Consider the following 19,894-nt stretch of genomic DNA (forward strand, 5'->3'; position numbering starts at 1 on the left):
AATATAGTGGTTCCTTTTTCGTGCAATTTACTGGTCCCTTTTTAATTGACAATGACACTGGAGCAAATAATGGAAATAAAAATATTGAATAAACATGGTAAAAGCTTAAGAAGTATAGCAAGAGAAGTAGGTGCATCAGTAAATACAGTACGTAAATATTTAAAATATGATGGTAACCCTAAATATAAAGATAGGCCAAAGTTGGTAACAAAGCTTGCCCCATATAAAGACTACTTGAGTAACAGAATAAAATCTGCCCATCCTGTATCACTACCTGGTACTGTACTGTTTCAAGAGATAAAGGAGTTGGGTTACACAGGCGGGATGACCCAACTTAGGGATTATTTAAGGAGTATAAAGCCTGCAGCTAAACAGGAGGATATGATAAGATTTGAGACTGCTTCTGGCAAACAGATGCAAGTTGACTGGATAGAATTTCGTAAGGGGAAAAGTCCTCTATCAGCTTTTGTGGCTACATTAGGATTTAGTCGAGCAAGCTATGTAGAATTTGTTACTAATGAGAAGCTTGTAACATTAATAGAATGCCATAAGCGGGCATTTGAATATTTTGGCGGAGTGCCAGAAGAAGTACTGTATGACAACATGAAGACAGTAATACTGGATAGGGATACATATGGTCCTGGCATACACCGCTTTAATAAAGGTATGCTGGATTTTGCCAAACATTACAGTTTCCGATTACAAGTGTGTAGGCCTTATAGAGCAAAAACTAAGGGCAAGGTTGAGCGATTTAACAGATATATAAGAGAAAGCTTTTATAATCCATTAGCAACAAAATTAAAAACTGCAGAGTTAGTGTTGGATGTGGATACTGCAAATTCAGAGGTACTAAAATGGTTGCGTGATACTGCGAATCGGCGTGTGCATGGAACAACAGGCGAAATACCTGCAGAAAGATTAAAGTTTGAAAGGAGCAATCTTCAGCCACTACCATTGGATTATAGTGGTAGTCATCCTGCAGCACTAGAGATTATGGAAGATAAAAGGGAACAATTTTCTACAGTTTCCTTACAACATTCCCTATGCATATACCAAAGTATACTGGAGGCATTATGAACCTGCAGCACCAACGTATAGAAGAGCTGTGCCGCTCTTTAAACCTTATTCAGATAGCTGAAAATTATTTTGATATTGCACAATCCTCTAGTAAAGAAGACTCAAGTTATATGGATTTCCTTGAGTCAATATTAAAAACAGAGCTGTTGGCACGACAGAATAGAAGTAAATCAATACTCACCAGAATGGCAGGTTTTCCTGCTATTAAAACGCTGGATAATTTTGATTATGATTTTGCTACAGGAATAAAACGCAAGATTCTGGAAGGTCTAAGGTCTCTGTCTTTTGTAGAAAGACAGGAAAATATTATTCTGCTTGGTCCTTCTGGAGTAGGGAAAACCCATATAGCTATTGCTCTTGGTTATGCAGCTACACAATGTGGAATCAAGACTAAATTTACAACAGCTGCAGATTTGATGCTTGTACTTAATACTGGGCTAAATCAGGGAAACCTGGACTCCATATTCAAAAGAGTCATACTACCATATAAATTACTTAATAATAGATGAGTTTGGATATCTGCCGTTAAAACCAGAACAAGCTAATCTGTTATTTCAAGTTATAGCAAAGCGTTACGAAAAGGGTAGCATAATTCTTACAAGTAATCTTCCATTTGGACAATGGCATAATAGTCTTGCTCAGGATAGTGCTCTTACAGCTGCTATTTTAGATCGTCTGCTTCACCACTCCACTATACTTAATATTAAAGGTGATAGTTTCAGGCTTAAGGATAAAAAGAAAGCTGGTCTTGTGCCAATAGGAATTATTAATAAACAGGAGGAAAATCTTATGAGGCTCTGTCCAAATAAGTGTGGGAATTTCTCAAAGGTTATATAAAAATATAATATAACAAAAGGAGAAATTATATGCACCAAAAACAAAATGAAGCAATGAATCAAGCGATAGATTTATTAATAAATAATGATACAGATATATCAACATTACTTAAAGAGGATGGTTTATTAAAGCAATTAACCAAACGGCTTGTAGAGAAGGCATTGCAGTCAGAGATGAATAATCACTTAGGATATGATAAATATTGTCATACTGATAGTGATAATGTTCGTAATGGTAAGAATGTAAAGAATCTAGTAACAAATAATGGAGTTATAGAGATTGAGGTTCCAAGGGATAGAAGTAGTACATTTGAACCTGCATTAATTCCAAAGCGTCAAAGACGTATTGAAGGATTTGATGATAAAATAATATCGTTATACGCTAAAGGAATGAGCTTATCTGATATTAAGATTCAAATGCAAGAATTGTATGGAGCTGACGTTAGCGAAAGTTTGATAAGTCAAATTACTGATGATGTAATTGAGGATGTCAAGATATGGCAAAGCCGACCATTGGATCGAGTATATGCTATAGTATTTTTTGACTGTTTAGTAGTAAAAGTACGTCAAGATAAACGAATTATCAATAAGTCTGTATATGTAGCATTAGGTATTGATTTATCTGGCAGGAAGGATATTTTAGGATTGTGGATCAGTGAAAATGAAGGAGCAAAATTTTGGCTTGGTAATTTTACTGAGATGAAGAACAGAGGTATGCAAGACATGCTTATTGCTTGCAGTGATAATTTAACCGGTATGTCTGAGGCGATAGAGGCAGTTTTTCCGAAAACCGAACATCAATTATGTATTGTACATCAGATTAGAAATAGTTTAAAATATGTATCATATAAAGACCGAAAAGAATTAGCGGCTGATTTAAAGCCTATTTATACTGCTAGCACAGAGGAAGAAGCACATCTTGCTTTAGAATCTTTTGAAGCTAAATGGAGTAAACAGTATCCACAAATTGCTAAATCTTGGTATGTTCATTGGGAAAATTTAATGGTTTTTCTAGGATACCCTGAGGCGATAAGGAAAGTAATATACACAACAAATAGTGTAGAATCTGTCAATAGCCAATTACGTAAGGTTACCAAGAATAAACGGGTTTTTCCAAATGATAATGCCGTTTTTAAGACCTTATATTTGGCAATTGATTATATGACCAAGAAATGGGCTATGCCGATTCCAAACTGGAACGCAGCTATGGCTCACTTTTTGATAAAATTTGAAGGTAGAATTTAAGCCCTATGAAAAATTTACACACTTAATTAGAAAGACTCTCTTATGACTTAAATATCAGATAATTTTTTTATGATACTGTATCAATTTTCAGCCGTTGCATATTAAAAATCTGTATCATTTTTCGACCGCTGTTGACAGTTAGCAGTTACAATCATACTACCAGATTCATATCGTTGAGCAATCAACTCAAACAATACATGTGTTTCTCCTTCATCTTTACGTACATAACCAATATCATCAAGGATAATAACATCATACTTATCTAATTTGGTCAGTTCATTTGGTAATCTATACTCTTTACGTGCAGCTTGTAAAAGCTATACTAGTTTAGTAGTAGATATAAATAATACCTTAACATGTTTCTCCACTAAAGCATATCCTATTGCAGCCGCTAAGTGACTTTTGCCTACTCCAGATGGACCGAAGATTAAAAGATTTTCTGATCTCTTTATCCAGGCAGTATTAAAAGCTAATTCCTCTATCTTAGCTTTATTCAGTGGCTGTACTTGGCTAAAATCAAAAGTGGTTAAAGATTTACCAGGTGGTAAGTGTGCTTTCCTAAGATATAGCATAAGTCATTAAGGTACTGACAGAGTGAGAGTATCATGTTATAGTAAGCAAATATTAACAAGCATGTAAAGAGATATGGCACGAGCATATGCAATAGAACTAAGACTAAGAGTTATAAAAGCTGTAGAAACAGGGATACGAATAAGTAAGGTAAGTAAATTATTTAATGTAAGTCGTGATACTATATATAAATGGAAAAAATTAAAAGATAAGCAAGGTACTTTAGAAGCAGCAACTGGTTATCAGAAAGGACATAGTCATAAGATAAAAGATTCAGAATCTTTTAAAGAATTTTTTAAAGCTAATATGAATAAAACATCAAAGGAGTTAGCAAAGCAATGGGGTAATATTGCATCTGTAACTATTTTAAGACAAATCAGAAAACTTGGCTATAGCTATAAAAAAAACTCATTTTCATCCGAAAAGAGATATTAAATTAAGAAATGAATTTATAGCAAAGATACAAACCATCACAAAAGACAAATTAGTATATAGCATAAATCATTAAGATACTGACAATTTAATAGTATTAAAAACAGCATCATAAAATGTTTCAAAATCTCCTACAACTTTCCTAATTTCATTTTTTATCTTAAACCAGTAATGCTCTATAGGATTTAAATCAGGAGAGTAAGTTGGTACAAAACTTACGCTATGAGTAAAAAAGTGATAAATTATTGTAAAAATAATTAAACATGTCAAAGAGGATAAAGTTGCAAGCAATACCAATTAATAGGACAGATTATTGTCAATTTTTAATAGTTAGCCAAAAGAATTATAGTTTAACCTACTACTGTCATTGTCAATTAAAAAGGGACCAGTAAATTGCACGAAAAAGGAACCACTATATTTAAAAATTTTTATGCCATATTACCTCCAGATTTATAGTTATTAATACGATAACTTTTACCTTTTATGTTTAGTATATGAGCATGATGTACCACTCGATCAATAATTGCATGAGTTAATACTTCATCAGCAAATATTTCATTCCATTTTTCAAAATCCTTGTTTGTGGTAATAATGGTAGATTTATTTTCATATCGTTTAGCAATAATATTAAAAAAGTCTTCTACTGAATGTTTTGGCAATTGCTTAAACCCGAGCTCATCAAGAATTAATAAATCAAACGATAGGAGTAATTTAACCTTTTTGTGATAACTATTATCTGCTCTTGCAATATGTAAATTATAAAGCATATCCGATACCGTAGTAAAATATACAGAGTATTCTCGTGTTAAAGCTTTTAATGCTAGCCCAATGGCAAGATGAGTTTTCCCAGTTCCTGAATCACCTATGAATATTACATTTCCCTTAGTATTAATATAATCACAAGTTGATAAATCACTTATTACTTTGGCATCAACACTTGGTTGGAAATTAAAATCAAAGTCTTCTAAATTTTTAGTTACCGGCAATTTAGCAGCACTTTTACGGCGACGGTAATTATTATCCTTACGGTTAGATTTTTCATCTTCACATAATAGTGATAGAAATTCTTTAAATCCTAGTTTATTATTTTGAGCATAAATAATCCTTTCATTTAAACTATTGACTATACCTGATAATCTAAAGCTTCGTAGGTCATTAAATAAGTTCTGCATTATTACCTCCAAACTCTGGTAATGGTAAGTTTACTGCATTACTATTTAAAATATTCTTAATTTTAGAGTAAGAACTTATACCATAATGTAGTGCTCTATGACAGGCTTTATCTATTAAGTCATCATTGTAAACCTTACGTAAAGAAATGATACCTCGTGCACAACGTTGCCAATCATTCACTCTTGTTTGTTGTAATGATTCTAATAATAAACTGCAATTATTCCCTATCTGCTGCATTTGTTGTTGATAATGTTCACTATATTCTATAAAACCTGGGCATAGACGTTTGTATTTAGCATAATGAGACGGATTAGTGGTAAATATCCCCTTGCCCTCTGTTCTAACGTGTCTTGCTATTAAATCATTTTGTATAGAAAATATTTGAACAAGTTTTGGGGACAATTGTACCATTACCTCACTGTATATATATTTTGCTGGTACAGAGTAATAATTATTATCTATGGTAATATGACAATCTTTTGCTACTTTTCGATTATGCCAAGATGACAAATCAAAAGTTTCTAATGGTAAAGGAATCAAACTACTTCTTTCCTCTTGCTCAAACAGTTCTCTAGGTATTCTCTTAGTAGTACCATGTATTCGGCTATTGGCCTTATTTAACCAATTTGCAAGACCATTTGTTAATTCTTCATATCTATCAAATTTACGACCAGCAAAAAAATTATTTTTAACGTATTTTATTCCCGACTCAACTTTGCCTTTTTCTTGCGGTTGATACACTCGACAAGGAGAAAGTAAAATTCCATAATGATCGGCTAAGCACTTATATTCCTTCTGATATACTGGCTCATAAAAATTGGCATCTACTACTCCAGCTTTAAGATTATCAAGTTTTATTACTTTTGGACTACCAGCAAAATAATTAAATGCATTGATATGACATTGAATCCATGTTTGACAACTTTGATCAAACACTACTTCATAATAATCAAGGCGACTATAGCTTAAACGCATATTAAATACATATGCTTTAACTCTACGCCCTTTAGAATTATACTGTAAGCCTATGTCACCAAAATCTACTTGTGCTTCCTCTCCTGCTAAAGTATGAAAACGAATGCAACTGTTATCCTTAATTTTATATTTTTTGATATAACGGGTCAAAGAAGTATAACTGCTTGTATAACCTTGATTTTTTAACTCCTCAAAAATTCTTATGTAACTCAGATTTTTTTCTAATAACTCAATTATTTTTTCGTGCCAAAAATCCAAAACTGAAGATCGTTCATAGATTGCTGGGGATTCTGTACCAGCCTCTACATAGCGGTTTATTATTTTTCGTACTGTTTTGCGGTCTGTTCTTGTTAGTTTGGCAATATTCCTTTGACTATTGCCTTGTTTATAAAGGGTGATAATTGTTGTATACATATTTATTCTTATCATTGTATCACTAGATATTTACTTGCTTAATTATCTAGTGAATATTGCACATTAACCTTATTAGGTCACACCAACTTCTCTGGTCCCTTTTTCGTGCAATTTACTGGTCCCTTTTATTTTAGCAATGACACTACGCTGAACATGCAAAGAAATGTAGTCATGATGTTATTAATAGATTTTTAAGGAATGAAAAATATACACCTTCTTTGTTATGGGAACACATCAAGAATGATGTTATTTTTTCATCTAATGGATATACAATATTTGATGATACGGTTTTAAATAAAAGGAATACGAAGCAAATAGAAATTGCAAGATCGCAGTACAGTGGAGCTACAGGTAGAGTTACTAAAGGTATAGGAGTAGTGAGTCTGGTATAGCATAAATCATTAAGATACTGACAATTTAATAGTGTTAAAAACAGCATCATAAAATGTTTCAAAATCTCCTACAACTTTCCTAATTTCATTTTTTATCTTAAACCAGTAATGCTCTATAGGATTTAAATCAGGAGAGTAAGTTGGTAAATACAATATGGTACAACCAACGGATTCAATTAACTCTTTAACTTTAGAATTTTTATGAAAATTAATGTTATCCATAATAACGGTTTGCCCAGGTTGTAATTCTGTAATTAATACATCCCTAATATAAGTTTTAAAGACTTCTGTATTACAATTACCTTCAAATATTACAGGAGCAATAAGATTACCATTACAAAGACCAGCTATCATACTTATTCTAAATTTATGTTGATACACCTTTTCTCCATAACACCTTTGTCCTATAATGCTCCATCCATACTCTTTGCAAGCATTATCCTCTATTCCAGATTCATCAAGATATACTAATTTGTCTTTTGTGATGGTTTGTATCTTTGCTATAAATTCATTTCTTAATTTAATATCTCTTTTCGGATGAAAATGAGTTTTTTTATAGCTATAGCCAAGTTTTCTGATTTGTCTTAAAATAGTTACAGATGCAATATTACCCCATTGCTTTGCTAACTCCTTTGATGTTTTATTCATATTAGCTTTAAAAAATTCTGAATCTTTTATCTTATGACTATGTCCTTTCTGATAACCAGTTGCTGCTTCTAAAGTACCTTGCTTATCTTTTAATTTTTTCCATTTATATATAGTATCACGACTTACATTAAATAATTTACTTACCTTACTTATTCGTATCCCTGCTTCTACAGCTTTTATAACTCTTAGTCTTAGTTCTATTGCATATGCTCGTGCCATATCTCTTTAACATGCTTGTTAATATTTGCTTACTATAACATGATACTCTCGCTCTGTCAGTACCTTAATGACTTATGCTATATCTTGATGAATCTGGAATAGAGGATAATGCTTGCAAAGAGTATGGATGGAGCATTATAGGACAAAGGTGTTATGGAGAAAAGGTGTATCAACATAAATTTAGAATAAGTATGATAGCTGGTCTTTGTAATGGTAATCTTATTGCTCCTGTAATATTTGAAGGTAATTGTAATACAGAGGTCTTTAAAACTTATATTAGGGATGTATTAATTACAGAATTACAACCTGGGCAAACCGTTATTATGGATAACATTAATTTTCATAAAAATTCTAAAGTTAAAGAGTTAATTGAATCCGTTGGTTGTACCATATTGTATTTACCAACTTACTCTCCTGATTTAAATCCTATAGAGCATTACTGGTTTAAGATAAAAAATGAAATTAAGAAAGTTGTAGAAGATTTTGAAACATTTTATGATGCTGTTTTTAATACTATTAAATTGTCAGTATCTTAATGATTTATGCTATACCTCATTGGTTAAAATATCTCTTTTTATCTTGCTCAAAATTAGATTCTCAGGAAGTAAAATAGTTAATGACTCCCCTTTGCTACTTTCTATAAATCTTGCAGTTGTGAGAATCGAATACGATATCTCAGAGCTAAATCTTCCTGCTATCTTCTTTCTGACCTGGGATATCTTGCACTAGCACTTGAGCTCTCCACCTGGCTTAAGTACTGCTCGTATTCCAGAACTCTTTTTTCCTGCTCGTCTATGTTACAGCTGAATCTAAAACTTGTGTGATTAACAAGTGGTCCTTGATGTTTCTCTTTCTTTAATGCTTTTATCATGTAGTCTGAAAATGTAAATTTATTCTTAAATCTCCAAAACTTACGCTATGTTTGGTTCTAAATATCGTAAAGATGGAGAACGCAGCTGTTGTTGCATATAGTCATCTAAAAGCCCTAACTTTATTTGGTAAACCGTTTTACCGATTGTATTTGCAGTCCTTTTGAGAAATGCCCAAACTAAAAATGCCCAACTAATATGATTACGTTGAATACGCTGTTTCCTGCATTGACAACGTTCTATCCCAGTAAGTTGCTTAATTTCTCTGTGCATGCTCTCAATTACCCATCGAAAGCCACACTCATCTTGTGCAGCTTTAGAAGATTTGTGAGTTTTGTTATTGGTAACAACATACTCAACTCTGTTGGTAGAAACAGTAAATTTAAACAAATTAACATGCTTATTTTTAGCAAAGCCTTTTATATGAATCTCTACTCCATGCCTGATCTCTTCATCTGAAAATGTCAACTCTTTTACAGCTTTATAAGGTTTAGAATCGTGTGTTTTACTAACGTTTCTATTGGCTTTAATAGGGGCATAATAATATTTCCCCAGAGAGTCAACATGTTGCATAATTTTGTGTGTAGAATACCATGTGTCAAAAAGTACTGTTTGAAAAGGAATCTTCTTGCTATAAACAGCATTATTTAACATGTTTAATAGGTGTTCTAGTTTTGTTGCTCCATCATGATCAGGTGCAAAAATTCGATAATCTATTACCCAAAACTTATTAATATCAGGGTTATAATATACCAGACTCACTACTCCTATACCTTTAGTAACTCTACCTGTAGCTCCACTGTACTGCGATCTTGCAATTTCTATTTGCTTCGTATTCCTTTTATTTAAAACCGTATCATCAAATATTGTATATCCATTAGATGAAAAAATAACATCATTCTTGATGTGTTCCCATAACAAAGAAGGTGTATATTTTTCATTCCTTAAAAATCTATTAATAACATCATGACTACATTTCTTTGCATGTTCAGCGTAGTAGGTTAAACTATAATTCTTTTGGCTAACTATTAAAAATTGACAATAATCTGTCCTATTAATTGGTATTGCTTGCAACTTTATCCTCTTTGACATGTTTAATTATTTTTACAATAATTTATCACTTTTTTACTCATAGCGTAAGTTTTGATTATAAATTAAATTTTTAGTGCATTATCATATAATATGGTTCTAGGGTTTGTCAACAAAAAGTTTATTATAATTAATATTCAAGTATAATAAATATTAATATAAATTAAACTAATGATTAGTTTATCAATTTTCTTTTGAAGCAGCGTAAATATTTTACATTAGTTTAATATCAGGCTATTCTTGATTATTGTTAAAAATCTATAATAGAGGCGATTATGACTAAAGATAAAAAATCAGTGCGATTTGATGAAAATTCACAAATTAAAGAGTTTGATCCAAAGCTCGATAAAAATAGCGATATCTATTCTATAAAAAGAAAAATAATTAGTATAGTTGACGATGAGGTAGAAAATGAAACTAAATTACTTACTGAAACTCAATTCCTTGTTAAAAAAACTCTGCATGGTAAAGATTTCAAATATGAGATAACTGGTTTTATTAATAAAGCTGGGGAATATATAACTGAACCTGAGGAGATAAAACAAAATTTAAAATTATACGCTTTTGCAGAATTTGCCGATTTACAAAAAAATATTTTAGGTAAGTTTGATAAGGAGGGTAATTTAAAAATATCTAAAAATTTTGAAGCTGATGAAGAGATAGTATTAAGAAAAAATGGTAAGTTATTATTTGCTAAAACAGAGAAAGGCTTAGTAAATATGCAAGGGGAATTGAAGAAAGTGAATAAAATTTTACAAAAAGGTAGATTCATTTTTGAAGATTCCGGTAGAGATGTAAAAGTTCCAGAAAGTGCAATAAACCCTAATGGAAAGCCGAAAAAGTCAATTCTTCAAAAGTGATAAAATGTTATTTCGCGTTTGCATAAAAAAAGAAATTTAAAAATTATTTAAAATAGTGTTTGACAACATTAGAAATTATGGATATAAAATCAATCACACAAGGTTTGAAACACAAAACTTTTGTAGCTGTTTAAAAAGTTGATAAAGCTAAAAACTAAATACACCGCGATAATAAAAATTTATATCGTGAGTTAGATACTGAAGAAATTGTAAAATTAATTCTGTATGCATCGTGTAATCTCAAGTAATAGCGTTAAGTAAATATAATAAGAGCATTTGGTGGATGCCTTGGCACTAGAAGGCGATGAAGGACGTAATACGCTGCGATAAGCTTCGGGGAGCTGCGAATAAGCTTTGATCCGAAGATTTCCGAATGGGGAAACCCACCTAATTTATTAGGTATCATATAGTGAATACATAGCTATGTGAAGCAAACCCAGCGAACTGAAATATCTAAGTAGCTGGAGGAAAGGACATCAACCGAGACTCCGTTAGTAGTGACGAGCGAACGCGGACCAGGCCAGTGGCTTCAAAAAAATAACTAAAACAACATGGAAAGGTTGACCGTAGAGGGTGATAGTCCCGTATAGGTAAAAAGTTTGAAGTCCTTGAGTAAGGCGGGACACGTGAAATCCTGTCTGAACATAGGGGGACCACCCTCTAAGCCTAAGTACTCTCTAGTGACCGATAGTGAACAAGTACCGTGAGGGAAAGGTGAAAAGTACCCCGACAAGGGGAGTGAAATAGTATCTGAAACCGAATGCTTACAAGCAGTCGGAGCAAGCATTTATGTCTTGTGACGGCGTACCTTTTGTATAATGGGTCAGCGACTTAGTTTATCTAGCAAGCTTAAGCCGTTAGGTGTAGGCGTAGCGAAAGCGAGTCTGAATAGGGCGACTATAGTTAGATGAATTAGACCCGAAACCGAGTGATCTAGCCATGGCCAGGTTGAAAGCGGAGTAAAATCCGCTGAAGGACCGAACCCACTACTGTTGAAAAAGTAGGGGATGAGCTGTGGTTAGGGGTGAAAGGCCAATCAAACTCGGATATAGCTGGTTCTCCGCGAAATCTATTTAGGTAGAGCGTTATAGCAGTTACCATCGGAGGTAGAGCACTGAATGAGCTAGGGGGTCCCACAGACTTACCAAACTCAATCAAACTCCGAATGCCGATGAGTATAGCATAGCAGACAGACTATGGGTGCTAAGGTCCATAGTCGAGAGGGAAAAAGCCCAGACCGCCATCTAAGGTCCCTAAATCATGACTAAGTGTTAAAGGATGTGAGAAGACCAAAACAACTAGGATGTTGGCTTAGAAGCAGCCATCATTTAAAGAAAGCGTAATAGCTCACTAGTCTAAATAAGTTTTCTTGCGCCAACAATGTAACGGGGCTCAAGTCATGTACCGAAGATGCGGATTCACACATTTGGTGTGAGTGGTAGCGGAGCGTTCCGTAAGCCTGTGAAGGTGAACCGTAAGGTTTGCTGGAGGTATCGGAAGTGAGAATGCTGACATAAGTAGCGATAAAGAATGCGAGAAACATTCTCGCCGAAAGTCCAAGGGTTCTTGCGTAAAGTTAATCTGTGCAAGGTTAGTCGGCCCCTAAGGTGAGGCTGAAAGGCGTAATCGATGGGAATCAGGTTAATATTCCTGAACCTGAAGGATGTGACGAAAGTAGTAAGTTGTACAGTCTTATTGGATTGATTGTGCAGCGAATATTTTCCAGGAAATAACACCTTCATTATAGACCGTACCCGAAACCGACACAGGTGGACAGGTAGAGTATACCAAGGCGCTTGAGAGAACGATGCTGAAGGAACTAGGCAAATTACATCTGTAACTTCGGAAGAAAGATGACCCACATATGGGCAACCATTTGTGGGTGGCACAAGCTAGGGGGTAGCGACTGTTTATTAAAAACACAGGGCTCTGCAAAGTCAATAGATGAAGTATAGGGTCTGACGCCTGCCCAGTGCTGGAAGATTAAGAGGAGGGGTGCAAGCTCTGAATTGAAGTCCCAGTGAACGGCGGCCGTAACTATGACGGTCCTAAGGTAGCGAAATTCCTTGTCGGGTAAGTTCCGACCCGCACGAATGGCGTAACGATTTCCCCACTGTCTCCAGTATCGACTCAGCGAAATTGAATTCTCCTTGAAGATGCGGAGTTCCCGCGGTCAGACGGAAAGACCCCGTGAACCTTTACTATAGCTTTGCACTGGTGTTAGGAATCAAATGTGCAGGATAGGTGGGAGACTATGAAGCAGAGGCGTCAGCCTTTGTGGAGTCACCCTTGAGATACCACCCTTTTGCTTCTTGACATCTTAACCGAGATCCTTGAATCAGGATCCGAGACAATGCATGGTGGGTAGTTTGACTGGGGCGGTCGCCTCCCAAAGAGTAACGGAGGCGTGCGATGGTTAGCTCAGGTTGGTCGGAAATCAACTTTTAGAGTGCAATGGCATAAGCTAGCCTGACTGCGAGTCTGACAAGACGAGCAGAGACGAAAGTCGGTCATAGTGATCCGGTGGTCCCGAGTGGAAGGGCCATCGCTCAACGAATAAAAGGTACTCCGGGGATAACAGGCTGATGATTTCCAAGCGTCCATAGCGACGAAATCGTTTGGCACCTCGATGTCGGCTCATCACATCCTGGGGCTGGAGAAGGTCCCAAGGGTTCGGCTGTTCGCCGATTAAAGTGGTACGTGAGCTGGGTTTAGAACGTCGTGAGACAGTTCGGTCCCTATCTGCCGTGGGTGTAGGAAGTTTGAGAGGTTCTGCCTTTAGTACGAGAGGACCGAGGTGGACGTACCCCTGGTGGACCAGTTGTCGTGCCAACGGCACAGCTGGGTAGCTAAGTACGGAAGGGATAACCGCTGAATGCATCTAAGCAGGAAACCCACCTCAAAACTAGACTTCCCCATTAGAGCCGTGGAAGACCACCACGTTGATAGGTCAGGTGTGGAAGCACAGTAATGTGTGTAGCTAACTGATACTAATAGCTCGATTGATTTACTTTGCTGTAAGATTACACATGTATATAGTGTTTATTCTATAATATGTCAGTATCAACTCACAAAGTTATCAGGTTAAAATAGCTTTATCAATTAATAAAAGTGTTGTTGCATGACTTAATCTGTCATTCCCGTATAGGCAGGAATCCAGTAAAATATAATGTCATCTCATGGCTTGTCCACAGGATCTCAGAATACAAACTGTGGTACAAGATAATTAAGGCATGCAACAACACTAACAGCAACCAATACAAATCTACTATTAAAAAGTTTGTATTGCTAGCTTGGTGGTTATAGCATGAGTGAAACACACGATCCCATCCCGAACTCGAACGTGAAACCTCATAGTGCTAATGGTACTATGTCATAAGGCATGGGAGAGTAGGTCGCTGCCAAGCTTGCAATGCAAATTTTTTAATCTATATAAAACTCTTTTTTGCCCAATATTCTTAATTACTTAATTTCTGATATCCGTTATTTATAACGTTTGGTTTTGTATTACCAGTATATTTTAGTGATATATAATAATTACTAATCTGTTCTAGTTTTATGCATTCATCAATATCATATATATTATCTGTATGTAACATTTGGTGATTAGCAAAAAGCTTATTTCTTGCTATTTTTATTGCCTCTGCTCTAGATTTTGCTACTGTTAAAGTCATAAAATGACTTTCGCAAAAATTATCTTGTAGGTAATAACCTAAATTGAAAAAAAATAAACTATTAGGCGTTGGTTTTATTTTGCCTTGATTAACTTCTATCTCAAATCCATCAATATTTTCTATCATAAACCAAGAATCTATATGGAAAGATTTAGGATTGCCAATCCATTTTTCTTTAATTTTATTTGCTATTTCAATGTCAGTTTGTCCTATAACAAATATTACATCGTGAATTTCTATATTGCATTTATCGATTTTTCCACCTAAATAAAAAATGAATAATTTAGGTTTATTATTATTTTGGTTTTCAAAAAATTTTAAAAATGCAAGGACTAAGTAGAACAAAACCTATAAATTTTCTGCCCAAATTTCATTGGGGGTTTTATAACCAAAAATCTTTCTTGGCATGTTATTTAAAATCTCAGCAACATTGTCAAGACCTCTTTGTGTAACGGTAGTAATATCTGTATTTTTAGGTAAAATTCTATGAATCATAGAATTCATTTTTTCCACTAATGCTTTTTGTCTAGGGCGGTATGGATCACAAAAGAAAGTTTGAAACCCAGATAGTCTATAGGCAACATGCCCCACAAACTCTTTGCCATTATCCATAGTAATAGTCTTTCTCACACTATTTGGAAGAGTTTTTATCTTTCTTAAAAAACCATTGGTAACTGTTGTAGCTCTCTTGGAGTTATTCAGCACTAAAATAATCTTTTGACTCTTTTTATCCACCAGTGCACCAATATTCATACTTTGATTACCTTTATGAAATGTAAGATCTGCCTCAAAATTCCCTACTTCTACCTTTTTCGTAGCTATTGCATCACGCTGATGTATTGAGATCCTTTGTGGTATAATGATCCTTTGACGCCTCTTCCCTCTTTCTTGCCTTTTATATCTTTTAGAAGGTAAATAGCTATATAACTTTAATTTAGCTGCTACTGCAGAAGTGTAAACAAATCTATATATACTTTCTGTACTGATACACAAAGCTGTATTTTTGTCTAGTTTTAACTTTCCGGCTATAGCATCCGGCGACCATTTCTTGCGAATCATAGCATTTTTAATATAATCTAACAACATAGGGTTCTTTTCTATTTTGTCATTGTCAATTAAAAAGGGACCAGTAAATTGCACGAAAAAGGAACCACTATATTTAAAAATTTTTATGCCATATTACCTCCAGATTTATAGTTATTAATACGATAACTTTTACCTTTTATGTTTAGTATATGAGCATGATGTACCACTCGATCAATAATTGCATGAGTTAATACTTCATCAGCAAATATTTCATTCCATTTTTCAAAATCCTTGTTTGTGGTAATAATGGTAGATTTATTTTCATATCGTTTAGCAATAATATTAAAAAAGTCTTCTACTGAATGTTTTGGCAATTGCTTAAACCCGAACTCATCAAGAATTAATAAATCAAACGATAGGAGTAATTTAACCTTTTTGTGATAACTATTATCTGCTCTTGCAATATGTAAATTATAAAGCATATCCGATACCGTAGTAAAATATACAGAGTATTCTCGTGTTAAAGCTTTTAATGCTAGCCCAATGGCAAGATGAGTTTTCCCAGTTCCTGAATCACCTATGAATATTACATTTCCCTTAGTATTAATATAATCACAAGTTGATAAATCACTTATTACTTTGGCATCAACACTTGGTTGGAAATTAAAATCAAAGTCTTCTAAATTTTTAGTTACCGGCAATTTAGCAGCACTTTTACGGCGACGGTAATTATTATCCTTACGGTTAGATTTTTCATCTTCACATAATAGTGATAGAAATTCTTTAAATTCTAGTTTATTATTTTGAGCATAAATAATCCTTTCATTTAAACTATTGACTATACCTGATAATCTAAAGCTTCGTAGGTCATTAAATAAGTTCTGCATTATTACCTCCAAACTCTGGTAATGGTAAGTTTACTGCATTACTATTTAAAATATTCTTAATTTTAGAGTAAGAACTTATACCATAATGTAGTGCTCTATGACAGGCTTTATCTATTAAGTCATCATTGTAAACCTTACGTAAAGAAATGATACCTCGTGCACAACGTTGCCAATCATTCACTCTTGTTTGTTGTAATGATTCTAATAATAAACTGCAATTATTCCCTATCTGCTGCATTTGTTGTTGATAATGTTCACTATATTCTATAAAACCTGGGCATAGACGTTTGTATTTAGCATAATGAGACGGATTAGTGGTAAATATCCCCTTGCCCTCTGTTCTAATGTGTCTTGCTATTAAATCATTTTGTATAGAAAATATTTGAACAAGTTTTGGGGACAATTGTACCATTACCTCACTGTATATATATTTTGCTGGTACAGAGTAATAATTATTATCTATGGTAATATGACAATCTTTTGCTACTTTTCGATTATGCCAAGATGACAAATCAAAAGTTTCTAATGGTAAAGGAATCAAACTACTTCTTTCCTCTTGCTCAAACAGTTCTCTAGGTATTCTCTTAGTAGTACCATGTATTCGGCTATTGGCCTTATTTAACCAATTTGCAAGACCATTTGTTAATTCTTCATATCTATCAAATTTACGACCAGCAAAAAAATTATTTTTAACGTATTTTATTCCCGACTCAACTTTGCCTTTTTCTTGCGGTTGATACACTCGACAAGGAGAAAGTAAAATTCCATAATGATCGGCTAAGCACTTATATTCCTTCTGATATACTGGCTCATAAAAATTGGCATCTACTACTCCAGCTTTAAGATTATCAAGTTTTATTACTTTTGGACTACCAGCAAAATAATTAAATGCATTGATATGACATTGAATCCATGTTTGACAACTTTGATCAAACACTACTTCATAATAATCAAGGCGACTATAGCTTAAACGCATATTAAATACATATGCTTTAACTCTACGCCCTTTAGAATTATACTGTAAGCCTATGTCACCAAAATCTACTTGTGCTTCCTCTCCTGCTAAAGTATGAAAACGAATGCAACTGTTATCCTTAATTTTATATTTTTTGATATAACGGGTCAAAGAAGTATAACTGCTTGTATAACCTTGATTTTTTAACTCCTCAAAAATTCTTATGTAACTCAGATTTTTTTCTAATAACTCAATTATTTTTTCGTGCCAAAAATCCAAAACTGAAGATCGTTCATAGATTGCTGGGGATTCTGTACCAGCCTCTACATAGCGGTTTATTATTTTTCGTACTGTTTTGCGGTCTGTTCTTGTTAGTTTGGCAATATTCCTTTGACTATTGCCTTGTTTATAAAGGGTGATAATTGTTGTATACATATTTATTCTTATCATTGTATCACTAGATATTTACTTGCTTAATTATCTAGTGAATATTGCACATTAACCTTATTAGGTCACACCAACTTCTCTGGTCCCTTTTTCGTGCAATTTACTGGTCCCTTTTATTTTAGCAATGACACTATTTTTAATAACTCTTGCTGATACATCCTGTTTTCATATTTTTCCTGAGCAATACAAGGCATATACTTATCTTTTACCTTATTTCTTTTTAGCTCCATACTAATAGTGCTTTTAGACCTCGTAAGATGTTGTGCTATCTTATTAATACTGACTCCTAGGTCATACATTCTTTTTATCTCATATCTCTCTTCTCGAGATAAGTGTCTATATTTTCTGTTCATCATTACCTATTTAAAATCAAAACTTACGCTATGTTTGATATAATGCCCATGAATTAAGGGATATTATGAAGTGCTTCACTATAAAACATTGCTGTGTAATAAAAGTTTTTAGCATATTTGCTATAACATAGCGTAAGTTTTGTCTTATTATTTTAAATAGGTTCTGTTCTACTTACTTATAGTATTTTCACCATGTATTCGGCTATTGGCCTTATTTAACCAATTTGCAAGACCATTTGTTAATTCTTCATATCTATCAAATTTACGACCAGCAAAAAAATTATTTTTAACGTATTTTATTCCCGACTCAACTTTGCCTTTTTCTTGCGGTTGATACACTCGACAAGGAGAAAGTAAAATTCCATAATGATCGGCTAAGCACTTATATTCCTTCTGATATACTGGCTCATAAAAATTGGCATCTACTACTCCAGCTTTAAGATTATCAAGTTTTATTACTTTTGGACTACCAGCAAAATAATTAAATGCATTGATATGACATTGAATCCATGTTTGACAACTTTGATCAAACACTACTTCATAATAATCAAGGCGACTATAGCTTAAACGCATATTAAATACATATGCTTTAACTCTACGCCCTTTAGAATTATACTGTAAGCCTATGTCACCAAAATCTACTTGTGCTTCCTCTCCTGCTAAAGTATGAAAACGAATGCAACTGTTATCCTTAATTTTATATTTTTTGATATAACGGGTCAAAGAAGTATAACTGCTTGTATAACCTTGATTTTTTAACTCCTCAAAAATTCTTATGTAACTCAGATTTTTTTCTAATAACTCAATTATTTTTTCGTGCCAAAAATCCAAAACTGAAGATCGTTCATAGATTGCTGGGGATTCTGTACCAGCCTCTACATAGCGGTTTATTATTTTTCGTACTGTTTTGCGGTCTGTTCTTGTTAGTTTGGCAATATTCCTTTGACTATTGCCTTGTTTATAAAGGGTGATAATTGTTGTATACATATTTATTCTTATCATTGTATCACTAGATATTTACTTGCTTAATTATCTAGTGAATATTGCACATTAACCTTATTAGGTCACACCAACTTCTCTGGTCCCTTTTTCGTGCAATTTACTGGTCCCTTTTATTTTAGCAATGACATATTTGAAGGTAATTGTAATACAGAGGTCTTTAAAACTTATATTAGGGATGTATTAATTACAGAATTACAACCTGGGCAAACCGTTATTATGGATAACATTAATTTTCATAAAAATTCTAAAGTTAAAGAGTTCATTGAATCCGTTGGTTGTACCATATTGTATTTACCAACTTACTCTCCTGATTTAAATCCTATAGAGCATTACTGGTTTAAGATAAAAAATGAAATTAGGAAAGTTGTAGGAGATTTTGAAACATTTTATGATGCTGTTTTTAATACTATTAAATTGTCAGTATCTTAATGATTTATGCTATAATCCGTGATTTATGTTGATAGACCTTTTCACCATAACATCTTTGACCGATAATGCTCCACCCGTGTTCTCTACAGCTATTATCTTCTATCCCAGACTCATCGATAAATACTAAATCTTGTTTATCTATAGTTTTTAGTTTCAATATAAACTCATTCCTTAGACCAATATCCCTTTTGGGATGAAGAAAAGTTTTTTTTATAACTATAACCTAATTTATTAAGCAATCTTGATATCGTACTTGCAGATACTTTTTGACTCCAGTTATTAGCTAGCTCCATGGTGGTTTTATCAAAAATAAAAGTAATCC

The 19,894-nt window shown here is 33.6% G+C and carries 17 protein-coding genes, 2 rRNA genes and 6 pseudogenes; 12 read left to right on the forward strand and 13 right to left on the reverse strand.

Annotated features, from left to right (window positions below; translation table 11 throughout):
- The first annotated feature begins 69 nt into the window (after positions 1-69).
- The 3 genes and pseudogenes from istA (AAGD55_RS04590) (at position 70) to AAGD55_RS04600 (ending at position 3,158) form a co-directional block, all read left to right on the forward strand.
- Entirely contained in the window at positions 70-1,077 is a 1,008-nt protein-coding gene (gene istA, locus AAGD55_RS04590) for an IS21 family transposase (RefSeq protein ID WP_341792307.1), read from the forward strand.
- Positions 1,074-1,914 (forward strand): annotated as a pseudogene (gene istB / locus AAGD55_RS04595) (IS21-like element helper ATPase IstB). The gene istA (AAGD55_RS04590) and the pseudogene istB (AAGD55_RS04595) overlap by 4 nt, the downstream one beginning before the upstream one ends.
- Before the next feature lie 29 nt (positions 1,915-1,943).
- Positions 1,944-3,158 carry an IS256 family transposase gene (locus tag AAGD55_RS04600; protein ID WP_341790919.1) on the forward strand — a complete coding sequence of 405 codons (1,215 nt, stop codon included), beginning with the start codon at positions 1,944-1,946 and terminating at the stop codon, positions 3,156-3,158.
- Positions 3,159-3,259: 101 nt separating this feature from the next.
- Here AAGD55_RS04600 and AAGD55_RS04605 read toward each other — a convergent pair.
- Positions 3,260-3,730 (reverse strand): annotated as a pseudogene (locus tag AAGD55_RS04605) (ATP-binding protein).
- A 73-nt stretch (positions 3,731-3,803) separates the two neighbouring features.
- Here AAGD55_RS04605 and AAGD55_RS04610 point away from each other — a divergent pair.
- Together AAGD55_RS04610 and AAGD55_RS04615 are read left to right on the forward strand one after the other, a co-directional pair.
- Positions 3,804-4,163, forward strand: coding sequence for an IS630 transposase-related protein (locus AAGD55_RS04610; RefSeq protein WP_341792308.1), 360 nt, complete (start codon positions 3,804-3,806; stop codon positions 4,161-4,163).
- The gene (locus AAGD55_RS04615) at positions 4,114-4,236 is read left to right on the forward strand and encodes a hypothetical protein (RefSeq protein ID WP_341792309.1); all 123 of its coding nucleotides are present in this window, start codon (positions 4,114-4,116) and stop codon (positions 4,234-4,236) included. Before AAGD55_RS04610 ends, AAGD55_RS04615 begins: the two co-directional genes overlap by 50 nt.
- Here AAGD55_RS04615 and AAGD55_RS04620 read toward each other — a convergent pair.
- Positions 4,233-4,382: pseudogene (locus AAGD55_RS04620) on the reverse strand (transposase); the annotation flags it as partial. The gene AAGD55_RS04615 and the pseudogene AAGD55_RS04620 sit on opposite strands and share 4 nt — an antisense overlap.
- A gap of 41 nt (positions 4,383-4,423) precedes the next feature.
- Between AAGD55_RS04620 and AAGD55_RS04625 the strand changes: the two are divergent.
- Entirely contained in the window at positions 4,424-4,552 is a 129-nt protein-coding gene (locus tag AAGD55_RS04625; protein ID WP_341792310.1) for a hypothetical protein, read from the forward strand.
- Between the two features lie 36 nt (positions 4,553-4,588).
- On the opposite strand, the gene istB (AAGD55_RS04630) is transcribed toward AAGD55_RS04625, so the two are convergent.
- Together istB (AAGD55_RS04630) and istA (AAGD55_RS04635) are read right to left on the reverse strand one after the other, a co-directional pair.
- On the reverse strand, positions 4,589-5,332 hold the full coding sequence (gene istB / locus AAGD55_RS04630; protein ID WP_341790851.1) for an IS21-like element helper ATPase IstB: 744 nt from the start codon (positions 5,330-5,332) through the stop codon (positions 4,589-4,591).
- Positions 5,316-6,722 (reverse strand): IS21 family transposase, encoded by a 1,407-nt coding sequence (gene istA / locus AAGD55_RS04635; protein WP_341790850.1) that lies wholly within the window; start codon positions 6,720-6,722, stop codon positions 5,316-5,318. Before istA (AAGD55_RS04635) ends, istB (AAGD55_RS04630) begins: the two co-directional genes overlap by 17 nt.
- Positions 6,723-6,940: 218 nt before the next feature.
- On the opposite strand from istA (AAGD55_RS04635), the gene AAGD55_RS04640 reads away from it, so the two are divergent.
- Positions 6,941-7,114 (forward strand): hypothetical protein, encoded by a 174-nt coding sequence (locus tag AAGD55_RS04640; RefSeq protein ID WP_341791857.1) that lies wholly within the window; start codon positions 6,941-6,943, stop codon positions 7,112-7,114.
- A 9-nt stretch (positions 7,115-7,123) separates the two neighbouring features.
- Here AAGD55_RS04640 and AAGD55_RS04645 read toward each other — a convergent pair whose 3' ends face one another.
- Positions 7,124-7,981 (reverse strand): IS630 family transposase, encoded by an 858-nt coding sequence (locus AAGD55_RS04645; protein WP_341792311.1) that lies wholly within the window; start codon positions 7,979-7,981, stop codon positions 7,124-7,126.
- 74 nt (positions 7,982-8,055) lie between these two features.
- Here AAGD55_RS04645 and AAGD55_RS04650 point away from each other — a divergent pair.
- A pseudogene (locus AAGD55_RS04650) lies at positions 8,056-8,517 on the forward strand (IS630 family transposase); the annotation flags it as partial.
- Positions 8,518-8,892: 375 nt separating this feature from the next.
- On the opposite strand, the gene AAGD55_RS04655 reads toward AAGD55_RS04650, so the two are convergent.
- Entirely contained in the window at positions 8,893-9,942 is a 1,050-nt protein-coding gene (locus tag AAGD55_RS04655) for a transposase (protein ID WP_341790834.1), read from the reverse strand.
- A gap of 455 nt (positions 9,943-10,397) precedes the next feature.
- Between AAGD55_RS04655 and AAGD55_RS04660 the strand changes: the two genes are divergently transcribed.
- The 3 genes from AAGD55_RS04660 (at position 10,398) to rrf (ending at position 14,206) form a co-directional block, all read left to right on the forward strand.
- A complete protein-coding gene (locus AAGD55_RS04660; RefSeq protein WP_410526128.1) occupies positions 10,398-10,799 on the forward strand; it encodes a hypothetical protein in 402 nt (133 codons plus the stop codon).
- A 255-nt stretch (positions 10,800-11,054) separates the two neighbouring features.
- Positions 11,055-13,814: ribosomal RNA gene (locus AAGD55_RS04665) — 23S ribosomal RNA — on the forward strand.
- Between the two features lie 277 nt (positions 13,815-14,091).
- Positions 14,092-14,206: ribosomal RNA gene (gene rrf, locus AAGD55_RS04670) — 5S ribosomal RNA — on the forward strand.
- Between the two features lie 51 nt (positions 14,207-14,257).
- Here the strand turns inward: rrf and AAGD55_RS04675 are convergent.
- From AAGD55_RS04675 to istA (AAGD55_RS04700), 6 genes are all read right to left on the reverse strand, one after another.
- On the reverse strand, positions 14,258-14,818 hold the full coding sequence (locus AAGD55_RS04675) for a DUF1543 domain-containing protein (RefSeq protein ID WP_341792312.1): 561 nt from the start codon (positions 14,816-14,818) through the stop codon (positions 14,258-14,260).
- Positions 14,819-14,821: 3 nt separating this feature from the next.
- Positions 14,822-15,613: an IS30 family transposase gene (locus AAGD55_RS04680; RefSeq protein WP_341792313.1), complete on the reverse strand. Its 792-nt coding sequence runs from the start codon at positions 15,611-15,613 to the stop codon at positions 14,822-14,824.
- A gap of 29 nt (positions 15,614-15,642) precedes the next feature.
- Positions 15,643-16,386 (reverse strand): IS21-like element helper ATPase IstB, encoded by a 744-nt coding sequence (istB, locus tag AAGD55_RS04685; RefSeq protein ID WP_341792314.1) that lies wholly within the window; start codon positions 16,384-16,386, stop codon positions 15,643-15,645.
- Positions 16,370-17,776: an IS21 family transposase gene (gene istA / locus AAGD55_RS04690; protein WP_341792315.1), complete on the reverse strand. Its 1,407-nt coding sequence runs from the start codon at positions 17,774-17,776 to the stop codon at positions 16,370-16,372. The genes istB (AAGD55_RS04685) and istA (AAGD55_RS04690) overlap by 17 nt, the downstream gene beginning before the upstream one ends.
- 125 nt (positions 17,777-17,901) lie before the next feature.
- Positions 17,902-18,144 carry a helix-turn-helix domain-containing protein gene (locus tag AAGD55_RS04695; protein ID WP_341792316.1) on the reverse strand — a complete coding sequence of 81 codons (243 nt, stop codon included), beginning with the start codon at positions 18,142-18,144 and terminating at the stop codon, positions 17,902-17,904.
- Positions 18,145-18,309: 165 nt separating this feature from the next.
- Positions 18,310-19,128, reverse strand: a complete 819-nt coding sequence (gene istA, locus AAGD55_RS04700; RefSeq protein ID WP_341792317.1) for an IS21 family transposase — start codon at positions 19,126-19,128, stop codon at positions 18,310-18,312.
- A gap of 141 nt (positions 19,129-19,269) precedes the next feature.
- On the opposite strand from istA (AAGD55_RS04700), the pseudogene AAGD55_RS04705 reads away from it, so the two are divergent.
- Positions 19,270-19,572, forward strand: a pseudogene (locus AAGD55_RS04705) (transposase); the annotation flags it as partial.
- Between the two features lie 13 nt (positions 19,573-19,585).
- Here the strand turns inward: AAGD55_RS04705 and AAGD55_RS04710 are convergent.
- Positions 19,586-19,877 (reverse strand): annotated as a pseudogene (locus AAGD55_RS04710) (IS630 family transposase); the annotation flags it as partial.
- Positions 19,878-19,894 lie beyond the last annotated feature (17 nt).

Origin of the sequence: Rickettsia endosymbiont of Gonocerus acuteangulatus (genome assembly GCF_964026435.1) — a bacterium.
In the GTDB taxonomy this organism is placed as follows: Bacteria; Pseudomonadota; Alphaproteobacteria; order Rickettsiales; family Rickettsiaceae; genus Rickettsia.

Coding starts and splice junctions, on each gene's coding strand:
- AAGD55_RS04695 (WP_341792316.1), bottom strand. CDS start 18,144: ATGATGAACAGAAAATATAGACACTTATCTCGAGAAGAGAGATATGAG.
- istA (WP_341792307.1), top strand. CDS start 70: ATGGAAATAAAAATATTGAATAAACATGGTAAAAGCTTAAGAAGTATA.
- AAGD55_RS04645 (WP_341792311.1), bottom strand. CDS start 7,981: ATGGCACGAGCATATGCAATAGAACTAAGACTAAGAGTTATAAAAGCT.
- istA (WP_341790850.1), bottom strand. CDS start 6,722: ATGTATACAACAATTATCACCCTTTATAAACAAGGCAATAGTCAAAGG.
- istA (WP_341792315.1), bottom strand. CDS start 17,776: ATGTATACAACAATTATCACCCTTTATAAACAAGGCAATAGTCAAAGG.
- istB (WP_341792314.1), bottom strand. CDS start 16,386: ATGCAGAACTTATTTAATGACCTACGAAGCTTTAGATTATCAGGTATA.
- AAGD55_RS04655 (WP_341790834.1), bottom strand. CDS start 9,942: ATGTCAAAGAGGATAAAGTTGCAAGCAATACCAATTAATAGGACAGAT.
- istB (WP_341790851.1), bottom strand. CDS start 5,332: ATGCAGAACTTATTTAATGACCTACGAAGCTTTAGATTATCAGGTATA.
- AAGD55_RS04600 (WP_341790919.1), top strand. CDS start 1,944: ATGCACCAAAAACAAAATGAAGCAATGAATCAAGCGATAGATTTATTA.
- AAGD55_RS04610 (WP_341792308.1), top strand. CDS start 3,804: ATGGCACGAGCATATGCAATAGAACTAAGACTAAGAGTTATAAAAGCT.
- AAGD55_RS04625 (WP_341792310.1), top strand. CDS start 4,424: ATGTCAAAGAGGATAAAGTTGCAAGCAATACCAATTAATAGGACAGAT.
- istA (WP_341792317.1), bottom strand. CDS start 19,128: ATGTATACAACAATTATCACCCTTTATAAACAAGGCAATAGTCAAAGG.